Origin of the sequence: Stenotrophomonas sp. BIGb0135 (genome assembly GCF_024810105.1) — a bacterium.
GTDB lineage: Bacteria > Pseudomonadota > Gammaproteobacteria > Xanthomonadales > Xanthomonadaceae > Stenotrophomonas > Stenotrophomonas maltophilia_AB.
In genome coordinates, this window is record NZ_JANUDX010000003.1 from 128,379 (window position 1) to 144,526 (window position 16,148).

General features: G+C 67.8%; 17 protein-coding genes. 7 read left to right on the top strand and 10 right to left on the bottom strand.

Going from position 1 to position 16,148, the window contains the following annotated elements; all coding sequences use genetic code 11:
- Positions 1 to 35: 35 nt before the first annotated feature.
- From M2421_RS08390 to prmB, 4 genes are all read right to left on the bottom strand, one after another.
- A complete protein-coding gene (locus M2421_RS08390) occupies positions 36 to 1,061 on the bottom strand; it encodes an aspartate-semialdehyde dehydrogenase (protein WP_259205690.1) in 1,026 nt (341 codons plus the stop codon).
- 206 nt (positions 1,062 to 1,267) lie between these two features.
- A complete protein-coding gene (locus M2421_RS08395; RefSeq protein WP_259205694.1) occupies positions 1,268 to 2,323 on the bottom strand; it encodes a D-glycerate dehydrogenase in 1,056 nt (351 codons plus the stop codon).
- Positions 2,316 to 3,419 carry a chorismate synthase gene (gene aroC / locus M2421_RS08400; protein ID WP_259205705.1) on the bottom strand — a complete coding sequence of 368 codons (1,104 nt, stop codon included), beginning with the start codon at positions 3,417 to 3,419 and terminating at the stop codon, positions 2,316 to 2,318. The genes M2421_RS08395 and aroC overlap by 8 nt, the downstream gene beginning before the upstream one ends.
- Complete coding sequence (gene prmB, locus M2421_RS08405; RefSeq protein WP_259205721.1) at positions 3,416 to 4,345, bottom strand: 50S ribosomal protein L3 N(5)-glutamine methyltransferase; 930 nt, start codon at positions 4,343 to 4,345, stop codon at positions 3,416 to 3,418. The genes aroC and prmB overlap by 4 nt, the downstream gene beginning before the upstream one ends.
- 330 nt (positions 4,346 to 4,675) lie before the next feature.
- On the opposite strand from prmB, the gene M2421_RS08410 reads away from it, so the two are divergent.
- Both M2421_RS08410 and asd read left to right on the top strand, forming a co-directional pair.
- Entirely contained in the window at positions 4,676 to 5,326 is a 651-nt protein-coding gene (locus M2421_RS08410) for an SCO family protein (protein ID WP_259205722.1), read from the top strand.
- Positions 5,323 to 6,165, top strand: a complete 843-nt coding sequence (asd, locus tag M2421_RS08415) for an archaetidylserine decarboxylase (RefSeq protein WP_259205734.1) — start codon at positions 5,323 to 5,325, stop codon at positions 6,163 to 6,165. Before M2421_RS08410 ends, asd begins: the two co-directional genes overlap by 4 nt.
- Before the next feature lie 94 nt (positions 6,166 to 6,259).
- On the opposite strand, the gene M2421_RS08420 is transcribed toward asd, so the two are convergent.
- Both M2421_RS08420 and M2421_RS08425 read right to left on the bottom strand, forming a co-directional pair.
- Positions 6,260 to 6,601: a ribonuclease E inhibitor RraB gene (locus M2421_RS08420; RefSeq protein WP_259205736.1), complete on the bottom strand. Its 342-nt coding sequence runs from the start codon at positions 6,599 to 6,601 to the stop codon at positions 6,260 to 6,262.
- 120 nt (positions 6,602 to 6,721) lie between these two features.
- Complete coding sequence (locus M2421_RS08425) at positions 6,722 to 8,332, bottom strand: transglycosylase SLT domain-containing protein (RefSeq protein ID WP_259205739.1); 1,611 nt, start codon at positions 8,330 to 8,332, stop codon at positions 6,722 to 6,724.
- A gap of 147 nt (positions 8,333 to 8,479) precedes the next feature.
- On the opposite strand from M2421_RS08425, the gene M2421_RS08430 reads away from it, so the two are divergent.
- Complete coding sequence (locus tag M2421_RS08430) at positions 8,480 to 9,985, top strand: DUF853 domain-containing protein (RefSeq protein WP_259205746.1); 1,506 nt, start codon at positions 8,480 to 8,482, stop codon at positions 9,983 to 9,985.
- Positions 9,986 to 10,040: 55 nt separating this feature from the next.
- Positions 10,041 to 10,547 (top strand): transcription elongation factor GreB, encoded by a 507-nt coding sequence (greB, locus tag M2421_RS08435; RefSeq protein WP_259205749.1) that lies wholly within the window; start codon positions 10,041 to 10,043, stop codon positions 10,545 to 10,547.
- Between the two features lie 47 nt (positions 10,548 to 10,594).
- Here the strand turns inward: greB and M2421_RS08440 are convergent, their stop codons facing one another.
- A complete protein-coding gene (locus tag M2421_RS08440; protein WP_259205750.1) occupies positions 10,595 to 11,467 on the bottom strand; it encodes a DUF3025 domain-containing protein in 873 nt (290 codons plus the stop codon).
- Complete coding sequence (rimO, locus tag M2421_RS08445; RefSeq protein WP_259205751.1) at positions 11,464 to 12,828, bottom strand: 30S ribosomal protein S12 methylthiotransferase RimO; 1,365 nt, start codon at positions 12,826 to 12,828, stop codon at positions 11,464 to 11,466. Before rimO ends, M2421_RS08440 begins: the two co-directional genes overlap by 4 nt.
- 204 nt (positions 12,829 to 13,032) lie before the next feature.
- Here rimO and M2421_RS08450 point away from each other — a divergent pair, with 204 nt between their 5' ends.
- From M2421_RS08450 to M2421_RS08460, 3 genes are read left to right on the top strand one after another with little or no spacing between them, the layout of a single operon-like run.
- Positions 13,033 to 13,704: a dienelactone hydrolase family protein gene (locus tag M2421_RS08450; protein WP_259205755.1), complete on the top strand. Its 672-nt coding sequence runs from the start codon at positions 13,033 to 13,035 to the stop codon at positions 13,702 to 13,704.
- Entirely contained in the window at positions 13,701 to 14,123 is a 423-nt protein-coding gene (locus tag M2421_RS08455) for an HIT family protein (RefSeq protein ID WP_259205759.1), read from the top strand. The genes M2421_RS08450 and M2421_RS08455 overlap by 4 nt, the downstream gene beginning before the upstream one ends.
- A 15-nt stretch (positions 14,124 to 14,138) precedes the next feature.
- Positions 14,139 to 14,306 carry a DUF5668 domain-containing protein gene (locus M2421_RS08460; RefSeq protein WP_259205760.1) on the top strand — a complete coding sequence of 56 codons (168 nt, stop codon included), beginning with the start codon at positions 14,139 to 14,141 and terminating at the stop codon, positions 14,304 to 14,306.
- Between the two features lie 228 nt (positions 14,307 to 14,534).
- On the opposite strand, the gene dcd is transcribed toward M2421_RS08460, so the two are convergent.
- On the bottom strand, positions 14,535 to 15,107 hold the full coding sequence (dcd, locus tag M2421_RS08465; RefSeq protein ID WP_259205762.1) for a dCTP deaminase: 573 nt from the start codon (positions 15,105 to 15,107) through the stop codon (positions 14,535 to 14,537).
- 164 nt (positions 15,108 to 15,271) lie between these two features.
- Positions 15,272 to 16,129, bottom strand: coding sequence for an iron-sulfur cluster carrier protein ApbC (apbC, locus tag M2421_RS08470; protein ID WP_259205763.1), 858 nt, complete (start codon positions 16,127 to 16,129; stop codon positions 15,272 to 15,274).
- Positions 16,130 to 16,148 lie beyond the last annotated feature (19 nt).

The window sequence follows — 16,148 nt, forward strand, 5'->3', positions numbered from 1 at the left end:
GCCGATGGCATCCCCATGCCACCGGCGGCACGGGATCAGCCTTCGGCGGCGACCAGTTCGGCCAACTGCACCGCATTGAGCGCGGCGCCCTTGCGGATGTTGTCCGAGACGATCCACAGGTTCAGGCCACGCGGGTGCGAGAGATCCTCGCGGATGCGGCCGACATACACCGCATCGGTGCCCGAGGCGTGGGTGACCGGGGTCGGGTAGCCCCCGGCTTCGTGCCGGTCCACCACTTCCACGCCGGGCGAGCGCGAGAGCAGCTCGCGCGCCGCGTCCGGGGTGACCTTCTCGCGGGTTTCGATGGTGACCGCCTCGGAGTGGCCGTAGAACACCGGCACGCGCACCGCGGTGGGGTTCACCAGGATGCTGTCGTCGCCGAGGATCTTGCGGGTTTCCCAGACCAGCTTCATTTCTTCCTTGGTGAAGCCGTTGTCCTGGAAGTCGTCGATGTGCGGGATCAGGTTGAAGGCGATCTGCACCGGGAAGCGCTGCGGGTCGATTTCCTGGAAGCTGAGCAGCTGGCCGGTCTGCTTGCCCAGTTCCTCCAGCGCCGAACGCCCGCCGCCGGACACCGACTGGTAGGTGGCCACGTTGATGCGCTCGATGTGGTACTTGCGGTGCAGCGGGGCCAGCGCGACCAGCATCTGCATGGTCGAGCAGTTCGGGTTGGCGATGATGCCACGCGGGCGGAGCTTCAGCGCCTCCGGGTTGACTTCGGAGACCACCAGCGGCACGTCATCGTCGTAACGGAACGCCGAGGAGTTGTCGATCACCACCGCACCGGCGGCGGCGAACGTCGGGCCGTACTCCTTGGAGACGCTGCCACCGGCGGAGAACAGCGCGATGTCCACGCCGTTCGGATCGAAGGTGCTCAGGTCCTGGACCTTGATCTTGCTGCCCTGGAAGTCAATCTCGCCACCGGCCGAACGCGAAGACGCCAGCAGGCTCAGCGTGGCGATCGGGAAGTTGCGCTCGGCCAGGATGGCCAGCATGGTTTCGCCGACGGCACCGGTGGCACCGACGACGGCGACGTGGAAACGACGATCTGGATTGTTCATGGGGGAACCTCGTGTTGGGTGTACCGACCGTCGGTCGGTACCTGCCTTGTTTGGGGGATGGGCACCGACCAACGGTCGGTACCTGCCGGAATGTTGAATGTGCGTGCCGACCAACGATCGGTACCTGCCGTGCCTTGGAGATGTGTACCGACCCACGGTCGGTACCTACCGGTTCGGGAACCTCGCCTGTTGGCCGGCGCGGTTCCCTATCGTTTTGCGTCGTCGATTTTCTTGCCGCCCACGGTCGCGCCGCCGGTTTTCACGGCAGCGACAGCATCAGCGTTGATCGCGCTCGGCGGGTGGCCGGCGTTCGGGCCCTGCCCGAGTGCGGCGGTCAGGTTGTCCACGGCCAGCTGCACCATCGCCCGGCGCGTGGCCTGGCTGGCGCTGCCGATGTGCGGGGTCAGCACGATGTTGTGCAGGGCGAGCAGTTCCGGGCGTACCGTCGGCTCGCCTTCGAACACGTCCAGCCCGGCCGCGGCGAGCCGGCCGTTGGCCAGGGCGTCGGCCAGTGCGAGCTCGTCGACGATGCCACCGCGGGCGATGTTCACCAGGGTGGCGGTGGGCTTCATCTTCGCCAGTGCGGCGGCATCGATGATGTGGTGCGAGGAGGCGTTGTAGGGCAGCACCAGCACCAGGTGATCGACCTGCCCGAGCAGCGTGTCCAGGTCCACGTACTGCGCGCCGACCTCGGCCTCGGTGGCCTCGGGCAGCCGCGAACGGTTGTGGTACAGCACGCGCATGCCGAAGCCGAGCGCACCGCGGCGGGCGATGCCCTGCCCGATCCGGCCCATGCCGAGGATGCCCAGCGTGCTGCCGTGGATGTCCGCGCCGAGCATGGTCTGGAACGACCACTGGCCCCACTGGCCGTCGCGCAGCCAGCGCTCGGACTCGGTGATGCGGCGCGCGGTGGCCATCAGCAGCGCGAAGCCGAGGTCGGCGGTGGTCTCGGTGAGTACGTCCGGGGTGTTGCTGGCCAGGATGCCGGCGGCGCTGAGCGCGTCGACGTCCAGGTTGTTGTAGCCCACCCCGACGTTGGCGATCGCGCGCAGCTGCGGCGCGTTGCCGATCTCGGCCGCGCCGATGCGTTCGTTGAGGGTGATCAGCGCCCCGTCCACGCCGGCCAGCCGTTCGGCCAGCTGCTGCGGCGTGTAGCGGGTGACGTCGCTGGTCATGTCCAGGTCGAAATGCTGCCCGAGCTGCTCGATGACATCATCGAACAGCGGCTGGCTGACCCAGACCCGGGGGCGCCGATCAGCCATCGATCGTGCCCGGGATGCGCGGGGTGATCTCGCCGACATCGCCACACTGGGCGCGGTGGCGCAGTGCCTGGTCCATCAGCACCAGGGCCATCATCGCCTCGGCGATCGGGGTGGCGCGGATGCCGACGCAGGGATCGTGGCGGCCGGTGGTGATGACATCGACCGCGTTGCCGGCCGCATCCACCGTGGCACCGGGCAAGCGCAGGCTGGAGGTGGGCTTGAGCACGATCGAGGCGGTGACCTGCTGGCCGGTGGAGATGCCGCCGAGGATGCCGCCGGCGTGGTTGCTGGCAAAGCCCTGCGGGGTGATCAGGTCGCGGTGCTCGGTGCCAAGCTGGGCGGCGCTGGCAAAGCCGTCGCCGATCTCCACGCCCTTGACCGCGTTGATGCTCATCAGCGCGGCGGCCAGTTCGCCGTCGAGCTTGCCGTAGATCGGCTCGCCCCAGCCGGGCGGCACGCCATCGGCGACCACGTTGACCCGCGCGCCGACCGAATCACCGGACTTGCGCAGCGCATCCATGTAGCTCTCCAGCGCCGGCACCTGGTCGGCGACCGGCCAGAAGAACGGGTTGTCTTCCACCGCCGACCAGTCATGCCCGGTCGGGGTGATCTCGCCCAGCTGCGAAAGGTAGCCGCGCACGGTCACGCCGAAGCGCTGCCGCAGCCACTTCTTGGCGACGACGCCGGCGGCCACGCGCATGGTGGTTTCGCGCGCGGACGAGCGTCCGCCACCGCGCGGGTCGCGGATGCCGTACTTCTGCCAGTAGCTGTAATCGGCGTGGCCCGGGCGGAACTGCTGGGCGATGTTTGTGTAGTCCTTGCTGCGCTGGTCGGTGTTGCGGATCAGCAGCGCGATCGGGGTGCCGGTGGTGCGGCCTTCGTACACGCCGGACAGGATCTCGATGTCATCGGCCTCGCGCCGCGCCGAGGTATGCCGGCTCTTGCCGGTGGCGCGACGCTGCAGGTCGTGGGCGAACTCGTCGGCACTGATCTCCAGCCCGGGCGGGCAGCCATCGATCACGCAGCCGATCGCCGGACCGTGCGATTCGCCGAAGGTGGTGACGGTCAGCAGTCTGCCGAAGCTGTTGGAACTCACGGCCGCTGCGCTGCCAGTTCGGTGATGCGGGCGCTGTGGGCGATCAGTTCACGGCATTCGACGGCAAAAATGCCCATCTGGCCGACCTTGAACTCGACCCAGGCAAAGTCGACTTCCGGCAGCAGCTTGATGAGGTGCTGTTCGGACTCGCCCACTTCGCAGATGAGCAGGCCATCCTCGCTGAGGTGCAGCGGGGCGTCGCGCAGGATCTTGAGGACCAGGTCCAGGCCATCGGGGCCGGCGCGCAGGCCCATGTCCGGCTCGTAGGAGTACTCCTGCGGCAGGGCATCGGTTTCGTCGTTGGTGACGTAGGGCGGGTTGGTGACGATGAGGTCGTAGTGGCGGCCGGTGAGACCGTTGAACAGGTCGGACTTGAGCAGGGTGACGTTGTGCGCCTGCAGGCGTTCCTTGTTCTCGTGCGCCAGCGCGAGGGCGTCGTCGCTGAGGTCGACGCCGTCCACTTCCCAATTGGGGTAGTAGTGGCCGATGGCGATGGCGATGCAGCCCGAGCCGGTGCACAGGTCCAGGGCGCGATGGACGTCGCGGCCGGCCAGCCACGGCTCAAAGCCGGTTTCGATGAGTTCGGCGATGGGCGAGCGCGGCACGAGGGCGCGGCGGTCGCTTTTGAAGCTCAGGCCGGCGAACCAGGCTTCACCGGTGAGGTAGGCAGCCGGGAGGCGTTCGCTGATGCGGCGTTCGAACAGGGCCAGGACCTCGGCCTTCTCCGCGGAGGTGACACGGGCGGCACCATAGGCCGGGCCGAGGTCGTGCGGGAGGTGCAGGCTGTGCAGGACGAGCTGGGTGGCTTCGTCCAGGGCATTGTCGTAGCTGTGCCCGAAGGTGAGCCCGGCGGCATTGAAACGGCTGGTGCCGTAGCGGATCAGGTCGATGATCGTATGGAGTTCGGCGGCCGTTTCGGCAGTCATGGCAAGGCAACAGACAAAGTGGCCCCCGATTATAGGCGACCCCATGCCCCCCGGCATCCGTTGCAGTGGAAAGTGGTTGGGTTGGGGGCTGGCGGCCTGCAGCAGGGTCAAGCGCAACGTCCGTGGCGGGTACCGCGTTGTTCGCGGGCTGGGGCGGTGCGGATGGGTTCACGGCGCGTCCGGGAAGCCCACCATTCCGGTGCCCTCCCCGTTTTCAGCCCACCAGGGCCTTTGACGGTGCGGCTGCCTCCTGCGTGGAAGAACCCCAAAAAACCCACCAGCGCCGCCTCCCCCCCTATCATGGTGGCCCCTTCCGGGAACGGGCTTTCCATGTTCAACCGCAACGCAGGCATCATTTTGCTCATCGCCCTGGCCGCCGGCCTGGGGCTGGTCGCCGCGCAGAAAGTGTTCGCGCCCTCCCCGGCCAGCGATCGCCCCGCCACCGAATCGATCACCTTCTACCCCCAGCCGCGTCCGCTGCCCGACTTCAACCTGGGCCAGTCCGACGGCACCCGCCTCATCCCCGGCGAGCTCAAGGGCCATTGGACCCTGGTCTTCCTCGGCTTCACCTTCTGCCCCGACGTCTGCCCGACCACCCTGGCCGACCTCGCCCAGGCCCAGAAGCAGTGGGAAGCCCAGCCGGACACCCTGCGTCCGCGCCTGGTCTTCATCTCCGTCGATCCCGAGCGCGACACCCCCACCCGCCTGGGCGAATATGTCCACGCCTTCCACAAGGACACCCTCGCCGCCACCGGCGACGTCCCCTCGCTGGAACGCTTTGCCACCTCGCTCGGCTTCGTCTTCCAGAAGGTGCCCGGCAAGCACTTCGACGAGAATCCCGAGGATTACACCCTCGAACACTCGGCCAGCCTGGCCGTGCTGGACCCGGACGGCAAACTCGCCGGCCTGATCCGCCCCCCCTTCAATGCGCAGGCCATTGCCCGCGACCTGCAGACGCTGACCGAGAAAACCGCACCATGAGCCTGACCACCACGCTGAGCTACGTCCTGCCCCACCGCCTGCTGTCCTCGATGGCGCGGCGCCTGGCGTATTCCAGCAACCCGCGGATCTCGCGCTGGCTGATCGATACCGTCACCGAGAAGTTCGGCGTCAACCTCGCCGAGGCCGCCAACCCCGACCCGCGTAGCTACGCCACCTTCAACCAGTTCTTCACCCGCGCCCTCAAGCCCGGCGCACGCGTGCCCGCGCCCGATCCGCGCACCCTGGTGATGCCCGCCGACGGCCGCATCAGCCAGCTTGGCGCGATCGAGGACGGCCGCATCTTCCAGGCCAAGGGCCAGTCTTTCACCGCCGCCGAACTGCTCGGCGATGCCGCCGATGCCGAGGTGTTCCGCCACGGCCTGTTCGCCACCGTCTACCTCTCGCCCAAGGACTATCACCGCGTGCACATGCCGTGGACCGGCACCCTGCGCGAAACCGTGCACGTGCCCGGGCGTCTGTTCAGCGTCGGGCCGGCGGCGGTCAACACCGTGCCGGGCCTGTTCGCCCGCAACGAGCGCCTGGTCTGCCACTTCGATACCGACTTCGGCCCGATGGTCTCGGTGATGGTCGGCGCGCTGCTGGTCTCCGGCGTGGAAACCGTCTGGGGCGGCGAAGAAATTCCTGCCTACGGCGACACCATCACCCGCAAGGATTACCGCAACAAGGGCATCACCCTGGAACGGTTCGCGGAGATGGCGCGCTTCAACTACGGCTCCACCGTCATCGTGCTGCTGCCGCCGGGCGTGGCCGAGTTCGCCCCGCACCTGGATGCCGAGCATGCCGTGCAACTCGGCCAGCCCCTGGCTACCCTGCGGTAACACCGCGCCATGCGTGGCAACCGCGCATCAACGCCGCACCATCAAAAACGCCCCGGTTTCCCGGGGCGTTTTCATTGGACGTGATCCGATCCGCTCAGATCTCGACCGGGCCGACGTCCATGCCGTCGTAATCCTCGACGCCATTGGCCTCGGCCAGCGCCTGCAACTCGTGGTTGCGGGCATCCAGCGACGCCTCGTCGTGCACCTCGGCGCGCTCCACGTGCAGCACGTGGTACGGCGCCTCGCCTTCCTCCAGGTCCGGTTCGAAGATCTCCACCAGCGTGTAGCCCATGTCGACCAGCTTCTCGGACAGGCCGGTCAGCGGCTCCGGGGTGGTGTTGACGAAGAAATAGCCCCACAGCATCGGGCCATTGAGGTCCCAATCGGTGTTCTCGCGGATGTTGGCGAACATCTCGTTGATCGCGGTGATATCCATCTTGCTGTCCTGTGTGCGTCTACCTGTGGGCCGTGGCACGCAGCCCCGGCCGGCGATGGATGTGCTGCAGCGCGCGGGCTGCAGGCGTAATGCCGGCAGCCTACTCCTTTCCGGCGGCGCTTACCTGTCGCAGCCCTGCAGCTTGAGCACCTGCCCCTGCTTGAGCGCGTAGGCCGGCGCCTTGAGCCCGTTGGCACGCGCCAGCTCGCGCACGTCGCATTGGAACTTGTCGGCGATCGCGCCCAGGGTCTGGCCCTTGCCGACCTTGTGGCTGCGTACCGGCTTGGCCTTGGCCTTCGGCTTGGCGGCCGGCGTGGCCACCGGCGCGATCGGCGTGGCGGCCACGGCCGTGGCCTGCACCTGCGCCACCGGCACCACGCTGCCCACCGCCACGTTGCCGGTATAGCTGGCCGCGCTCGGCCGCACGATCGCCGCATTGAGGTCGGCGGTGATCAAGGTGCGCGCCAGGTCCGCACGCGGACCGCTGACGCAGTAGCGGTTGTAGAGACCGGCGATGCGGGTGGTGGCGTTGATCGTGGTGCCGGCCGGGATCCAGCCGTCGGCCTCGTACCGCGGGTTGAGGTTGCGCAGCGCGCGCATGTAACCGTCGCGGGTGCCGGCGCTGCCCAGGCAGATGGTCAGCTCATAGATGCTGGTCGACTTGACCAGGCGGATCGTGGCCGGCTGCGCGCTGATCTTCGGGAACTCCACGCCGTACTGCTGCGGGTGCAGGTAGATCCACGCCGCGGCGATCACCATCGGCACGTAGTCCTTGGTTTCGCCGGGGAACTGGTTGTACACGCTATCCACCCAGAAGCCCTGTCCGCCACTCTGCTTGAACACGCGCGCGGCGCGGCCTTCGCCGCCGTTGTAGCCGGCCAGCGACAGCTCGACGTTGCCGTTGAGCTCGCGCATGCGTTCATTGAGATAGGTCGCGCTGGCCTCGGCGGCGCTGCGTGCATCGAAGCGGGTGTCGAACCCGGTACCGTCCGGGCCCAGCCCGAAGCGACGCCCGGTAGCGGGCATGAACTGCATCAGCCCGGCGGCGCCCGCACGCGAAGAGGCATGCACGCGGCCATTGGACTCCTTGGCCATGATCCCGAACAGCAGCGCTTCTGGCAGGCCCCGCTTTTCCCACTCGGGCCACATCACCGCACGCAGGTTCTGGTAGTTCTCGTAGGTGGTCATCAACGCCGGGCGCATGTCGGTCAGCCAGCGGCGGATGCCGGCCTGCACGGCCGGGTTGTACTCCACCATGCTGTCGAAGGCGTGGCGCTTGTCATTCAACAGTGCCGCGGCGCGCGCGGCCTCGGGCACGTCGGCGGCGAGCGGACTGGTGTGGTCCGGGTCGGCCTCGAGCAGGCCGCCATCGCTGGCCAGCGTGGCGTCGTCGCTGTCGCGGGTATCGGCGTTGTCCTTGAGCAGGCGCTTGTAGGCCGGCAGCATGTTGCTCACCTGGCAGCCCTTCTGGGCCACGCAGGCACTGATCACGTCCTCCATGTCCTCCAGCGCGGCATCGCCTTCGTTCTTGCCCTTCGGATCGGCGTTGGCCACCAGCACCAGCGCGTCGCGGTAGCGCTTTTCGGCGGCGGCCATGCGCTGGTCCAGCGCCTCGATCTTGGCCTTATCACGCGCGGAAACCCGCTGGGCATGTGCCTCGGGCACGAACGACAGCATCGCAGCCAGCGCCAACAGCGGCCAACCACGGACAAGCAAGACAGGAACGGGCATTTTTGGCACTGTGTGCGAAAGAAGGGGCAGAGTAGCCGCGCCGCTTGCATCGGGGCAACCCGGCAGGCAGCCGGACCTGCGCCGACGTTTAGAATCCAGCCTATTCAGATACCCTCCCCACACCGCACGTCCACCAGCGAGTTGACCATGGATCCGATCCTGCTCGGCAAAGGCATCACCGACGACATCGCCGTGACCCTGCAACCCCGCCTGGGCAACCGCCACGGCCTGGTGGCCGGGGCGACCGGCACCGGCAAGACGGTCACCCTGATGACCCTGGCCGAAGGTTTCTCGCGGATCGGGGTGCCGGTGTTCCTGGCCGACGTGAAGGGCGACGTGTCCGGCCTGGCCGTGCCCGGCGCGGGCAGCGAGGCACTGCTGCAGCGGGCCGCCGAAATCGGCGTGAGCGACTACGCGCCCGCGGCCAGCCCCACCATTTTCTGGGACCTGTACGGCAAGCTGGGGCACCCGGTGCGCACCACCGTGAGCGAAATGGGCCCCACCCTGCTCGCGCGCATCCTGGAACTCAACGACACCCAGTCCGGCGTGCTCGACATCGTGTTCAAGCTGGCCGACGACCGCGGCCTGCTGCTGCTCGACCTGGACGACCTGCGGGCGCTGCTCGGCCTGGTCGCCGACGAGCGCAAGGACATCTCCACCGAATACGGCCTGGTCAGCGCGCAGACCGTGGCGGCGATCCAGCGCTCGCTGCTGCGCCTGTCCCAGGATGGCGGCGAAGCCTTCTTCGGCGAGCCGGCCCTGGAACTGGCCGACATCATGCGGGTCAACCACGATGGCCGTGGCGTGATCGGCATCCTGGCCGCCGACCAGCTGGTGCTCAAGCCCCGGCTGTACTCCACCTTCCTGCTGTGGCTGCTGTCGGAGCTGTTCGAGACGCTGCCGGAAGTGGGCGACCTGGACAAGCCCAAGCTGGTCTTCATCTTCGACGAGGCCCACCTGCTGTTCGACGACGCCCCGCCGGCGCTGGTCCAGCGCATCGAGCAGGTGGTCCGCCTGATCCGCTCCAAGGGCGTGGGCGTGTACTTCTGCTCGCAGTTCCCCGATGACGTGCCGGCCAATATCCTGGGCCAGCTCGGCAACCGCGTGCAGCACGCGCTGCGTGCCTTCACCCCGCGCGACCAGAAGGCGGTGCGGACCGCCGCCGAAACCTTCGTCCCCAATCCGAAGCTGGACGTGGCCGCCGTACTGGCCAAGCTCGGCACCGGCGAAGCCCTCGTCTCGACGCTGCAGGACAAGGGCATTCCTTCGCCCGTGCAGCAGACCCAGATTGCACCGCCGCGCTGTCGGATGGGCGCGATCAGCGAGGCCGAGCGCGCCCAGGTGCGTGCCGGCAGCCCGGTCGGCAGCCGCTACGACACCGCCATCAACCGCGAATCGGCCGCCGAACTGCTGGCCCAGCGCGCGCAGAAGGCGGTCGAACAGGCGGATGCGCCCAAGGCCCGCACCCGCGAGCAGGACGACCAGCAGGAAGGCGGCTTCGGGCAGTCGATCAAGGACGCCATCTTCGGCACCAAGCGCCGCCAGGGCATGATTGAAACGATGGCCAAGCAGACCACCCGCACCGTCGGCGCCAAGCTGGGCAACCAGATCGTGCGCGGCATCCTGGGTGGCCTGTTCGGCGGCAAACGCTGATACTCGGTGCCGCGCCGCCTGCCGCGGCACCTTTCGAAGAGCACAGACAGACCCGATGTCGCGTTGGCGCCCCCCTGCGGAAAAAAGTACGGCCCTGATCACCGCACAGGGCCACCAGCGACTCAAGCATGAGCTGGATGACCTGTGGCGCGTGCGCCGTCCCGAGGTGGTCAAGGCACTGGCCGCCGCGGCCGCGGAAGGCGACCGCTCGGAGAACGCCGAGTACACCTACCGCAAGAAGCAGCTGGGCGAGATCGACCGCCGCGTGCGCTACCTGACCAAGCGACTGGAATCACTGCGCGTGGTCGATACCACGCCGAGCGACCCGCAGGCGGTGTTCTTCGGGGCATGGGTGGAACTGGAGAACGTGGACAGCGGCGATGTGAGCCGGTATCGCATCGTCGGCCCGGACGAGACCGACGCCGCCACCGGCTGGATCAGCATCGACTCGCCGCTGGCGCGCGCGCTGCTGAAGAAGCGCGTGGACGAAGAATTCGAGGTGGAACTGCCCAGCGGGCGCACCGGCTTTGCGATCCTCGCGGTGGAGTACGGCGTGGGCTGAGGCGTTTGCGCCGTTCAACGCACGGCGTCACCGCGCGTGGTGCAGCGCTATCGGCGGGTGCTGGGCAACCTACCCTGCCGTGTGCGTGTCACCCGCGTCGTGGGCGCGGGATAGCACCGGCCCTCGCGCAGCGGCCGGAAGTAGTCGGCCTGCCGGTAAAACGCCGCATCCTGCCGCCGATGCCAGCCCGGAATGCCGGCCAATGGCAACGGCCGCAGTTCCAGCGGGTCGTCGAGGACGCAACCGCTCTCGATCATCTGCGCGACCTGCGCCACGGCGCACGCGTCCTCGTCGGCGCACACCACCACGCACTTGCCCACCAGCAGACGCCCCGGCAGCAAGGCCTGCTCCATCAAGGCATGCCCGATCACCGCCGCCACGGCGATTTCGCCGCTGCGCCAGCGCCCTGCTCCGTCCACGAACATCGCCGCCCAGTCATGCCGATCCCAGGCCTGCACCATCGCCGGATCGTGGACGCGCACGATCACGCCGGTTTCGTCGAACTGGGTCAGCGCCGCCTGCGCACGGTTGCGCTGCCGCGGACCGTGGCAGCCGATGTGCAGGCATTGGCGCGCGTTGAGCGCCTTCTTGATGGCCGGATGGCGCGCCCACACCAGCGCGTTGAACAGGTCGTGCCAGTTCTCCGCGCGCGTGGCGATGCGGCCCTGGGCAATGCGTTGCTCGTAATGCAGGCCGTCGGCCAGCAGCGCCTCGTCCTGCTCGACCAGCTGACGGCCCGGCAGCATCAGTCGGGCATCCAGCGCCGCGACGGTCGGCCAGTCGGCCGCCGTCATCAGATCGGCGTAGCGGGAAACGCCGGCAAACAGCGGCTGGGCGAAGACGTCCGCGGCCACCGCGCCACGCGGCGGTGCGATGAAACGGCGGCGCGTGCCACCGGCATCGACCGCCGCCGCGGTCACAGCACCTGCAGATCGAACGGCTTGCGCGCCGTTTCCACGATCAGTGCATCGCCGTACAGGTCGTGCTCGTCGCTCTCGGTGATCTCGACATCGACGAACTGACCCACGCGCAGCCTGGCTTCCTCGGCATTCTGGATATGCACCAGGCCATCGATCTCCGGCGCATCGGCCTTGGAACGAGCCACCGCGATGCCGTCTTCGATCGCATCGACCAGGCACTGCTGCACGCTGCCGATCTTGGCCTCCAGGCGCGCGGCGGAAATCTCCGCCTGGCGGGCCATGAAGCGGGCCAGGCGTTCCTGCTTCACTTCCTCAGGCACCGCATCGGGCAGGTCGTTGGCGGTGGCACCGGTCACCGGCGAGTAGGCGAACGCACCGACGCGGTCCAGCTGCGCCTCGTCCAGGAAGCCCAGCAGTTCCTCGAACTCGGCCTCGGTCTCGCCGGGGAAGCCGACGATGAAGGTCGAGCGCACGGTGATGTCCGGGCAGAGCTGGCGCCAGCGCTGCACGCGCTCCAGGGTCTTGTCGACCGCGCCCGGGCGCTTCATCAGCTTGAGGATGCGCGGGCTGGCGTGCTGGAACGGGATGTCCAGGTACGGCAGGATCCGGTTCTCGGCCATCAGCGGCACGATCTCGTCCACGTGCGGGTACGGGTAGACGTAATGCATGCGGGTCCAGGCGTCCAGTTCGGACAGGCCTTCGCACAGTGCCTTCAGCCGGGTCTGGTACGCCTTGTCGCGCCACATGCGTTCGGCGTATTTCACATCCACGCCGTAGGCCGAGGTGTCCTGGGACACCACCAGCAGTTCCTTCACGCCGCCGCGCACCAGCCGCTCGGCTTCGCGCAGCACTTCATCGACCGGGCGCGAGACCAGCTTGCCGCGCATCGAGGGAATGATGCAGAAGCTGCATTTATGGTTGCAGCCTTCGGAAATCTTCAGGTACGCGTAGTGGCGCGGGGTCAGCTTGATGCCGTAGTCGGGCACCAGGTCCACGAACGGATCGTGCTTGGGCGGCAGCGCGGCATGCACGGCCTCCATCACGCTCAGGTAGTCCTGCGGGCCGGACACGGCCAGCACGTTCGGGTAGGCCTCGCGGATCTGTTCCGGACGCTTGCCCAGGCAGCCGGTGACAATCACCTTGCCGTTGGCATTCATCGCCTCGCCAATGGCATCCAGCGACTCGGTCACGGCCGAATCGATGAAGCCGCAGGTGTTGACCACCACCACGTCGGCCGAATCGTAGGAAGGGACGATGTCGTAGCCTTCGGACCGCAGCTGGGTAAGGATGCGCTCGGAATCGACGAGGGCCTTCGGGCAGCCAAGGCTGACGAAGCCGACTTTGGGGTTCAGCTGGGACATGGAATCGCGGGACTCTGGGGGCCTGGGCCCATGCCGGAATGGCGTGGGGACCTGGGGCCGGAAACGGCGGCAAGTATACCGGCGTTGCGCCCCGCCCCCTGAATCGGATCGCGACGATGCCGCCCGATCCGGCATGGCCGCTGACATCCCGCTAACCGGTGGCGGCCGGATAATGAATGCCTGAACCAACAGGAGTCACGCATCATGGGTGAGTGGGTCACGCTCGATACGCATCACGGTCCGGTCCGCGCCTGGCAGGCCACCCCGGAGGGCAGGCCCCGGGCCGGGCTGGTGGTCATCCAGGAGATCTTCGGCGTCAACCCGCACATGCGCGAGGTGGCCGAGGGCTTTGCGGCGCAGGGCTATGCGGTGCTGGCCCCGTCGTTCTTCGACCTCATCGACGGGGTGGACGCCGACCCCGATGCCCTGCCCTACACCCCCGAGGGCGTGAAGCAGGGGCTGGAGCGGGTGGACGCGCTGGGCGTGGAGAGGGCCCTGGAGATGGTGCGCGCGGCGGCCTCGCGGCTGGCCCCGGCGGGCAAGGTCGGCACGGTGGGCTATTGCTGGGGCGGCAGCATCGCGCTGCTGTCGGCGCTGCGGCTGGGCCTGCCCTCGGTAAGCTATTACGGCGCGCGCAACGTGCAGTTCCTGGATGAAACGCCGAAGGCGCCGGTGATGTTCCACTTCGGGGCGCAGGACAAGAGCATCCCGCCGGAGGCGGTGGCGGCCCATCGCGAGAAGCTGCCGCAGATGGCCACCTTCGTCTACCCGGCCGACCACGGCTTCAACCGCAGCGTCGGACATGCGTATGATCCAGACAGCGCCGCCCTGGCGCTGGAACGCACCCTGGACTTCTTTGCGGAGCATCTTGGATGAGCGAGTTCGAACTGGATTCACGCCTGGCCACCGATAGCGTACTGGTAGCAGAAGGGCCGTTGTCGCAAGTGCGACTGATGAACGACGAGCGGTACCCCTGGTTGATCCTGGTGCCGCGCCTGGCCGGCATCACCGAGTGGATCGACCTGGACGGGGAGCAGCAGGACAAGCTGCGGACCGAGTTGAACCGCGCCTGCAAGGCGCTCAAGGGCACCGATGGGGTGGAGAAGATCAACATCGGTTCGCTGGGCAACATCGTGCGCCAGCTGCACTTCCACGTGATCGGCCGCCACGTCGGTGATCCGGCCTGGCCCGGACCGGTGTGGGGCCAGGGCCAGGCGCACCGTTACGACGGCCAGGTGCTGTCCGAACGTGTCGCCTACTGGAAGGAACGGCTAGGATATTCGCCCCAGCCCTAGCGGACCCTGCCCCTGATGCGTTCCAACCTCGTCGCTGCCATCGTCCTGATCGTCGTCGGCCTGTTCCTGCTGGCCAGCAACCTGGGCTGGACCAACATGAACCTGGGTCGCCTTATCCTTACCTGGTGGCCCGTGATCCTGGTGGCGGTCGGCATCGGGTTGCTGTTCGGTCGCGGCAAGTAGGGCGGACCGTTGGTCCAATGCTGTTGGGTCTACTGACAGTCCGGTTACCTGCCGGACTCCGGACCAGGCCACAAAAAAGCGCGGCGTACGCCGCGCTTTTTTGTGGTCGCCACCATTGAAGGGTAACGGTAACCGCAGAGGCAGCCGACCAACGCTCGGCGCTACCAGGCCCGGACGCGGCCGCACGCCCGGGGATTGACCAGGTGCGCCGCGCCACCCGCGTGGTGATCAGGTGCGCGGCAGGGTGACGCCGGTCTGGCCCTGGTACTTGCCGCCGCGATCCTTGTAGGAGGTCTCGCAGATGTCGTACTTGTCGGCCTGGAAGAACAGCATCTGCGCCACGCCTTCATTGGCATAGATGCGCGCCGGCAGTGGCGTGGTGTTGCTGAATTCCAGCGTGACGTGGCCTTCCCACTCCGGTTCCAGCGGGGTCACGTTGACGATGATCCCGCAGCGCGCGTAGGTGCTCTTGCCCAGGCACACCACCAGCGTATCGCGCGGAATGCGGAAGTATTCCACCGTGCGCGCCAGCGCAAAGCTGTTCGGCGGGATGATGCACTCGTCGCCGACGATGTCCACGAAACTGCCCGGATCGAAGTGCTTGGGGTCCACGATCGTGGAGTTGATGTTGGTGAACACCTTGAACTCGCGCGAGCAGCGCACGTCGTAGCCGTAGCTGGAGGTGCCGTAGCTGACGATGCGCTGGCCGTTGGCCTGCTTGACCTGGCCGGCTTCGAACGGCTCGATCATGCCCTGCTGTTCGGCCATCTGACGGATCCAGCGGTCACTCTTGATGCTCATGGGGGGTCCTGGGTGCGAAAGGAACAACGGCACCGCCAACGGGCGCCCGGGCCACGATTCTAAACAGCCGCCCCCGCCGCGACCAGCGGCGCCGCCCCTGGCCCGGGCAGGACACGGCCCGGCAGAGCCGGGCCGGGCGCCACGCGCCGCCAGGGCAGCCGCGCTCAGATCAGCGAGGACAGGATCGGGATGCTCGCGCGCGGACGCTTGCCCATTTCCTCGACCAGCCGCTCGGCCGCACGCAGGTAGGCCTGCGCCGCCGTCGACTCCGGCGCTGCCGCGGTGATCGGCGTGCCCGCATCGCCCTGCTCGCGGATGCCGATCTCCAGCGGCAGCGATCCCAGCAACGGCACGCCGTACTGCGCCGCCATGCGCTCACCGCCGCCCTCGCCGAACAGGTGCTCGACCTGGCCGCAGTTGCTGCAGGTATGCACGGCCATGTTCTCGATGATGCCCAGCACCGGCACCTCCACCTTCTCGAACATTTTCAGCGCCTTCTTCGCGTCCAGCGTGGCGATGTCCTGCGGCGTGGTCACGATCACCGCCCCGGCCAGCGGAATCTTCTGGGTCAGGGTCAGCTGGATGTCGCCGGTGCCCGGCGGCAGGTCGATCAGCAGGTAGTCCAGGTCATCCCACAACGTGTCATTGAAGAACTGGGTCATCGCCGAGGTGGCCATGGGGCCGCGCCAGATCATCGGCGTCTCGTCCTCGATCAGGTAGCCGATCGACATCGTTTCCACGCCGAACGCGCGCATCGGCTCGATCGACTTGTTGTCCGGACTCTCCGGGCGGCCGCTCAGGCCCAGCATCGCCGGCACGCTCGGGCCGTAGATGTCCGCATCGAGCAGACCCACGCGCGCGCCGAGCCTGGCCAGCGCCACGGCGAGGTTGACCGCGGTGGTCGACTTGCCCACCCCACCCTTGCCCGACCCCACCGCGATCACGTTGCGGATGCGCGGATGCGGGCTGAGGCCCTTCTGCACCTGGCTGGCATGGGGACGACGCGTCTGGCTGCTGCTCACTGCATGACTCCGAAAGAAA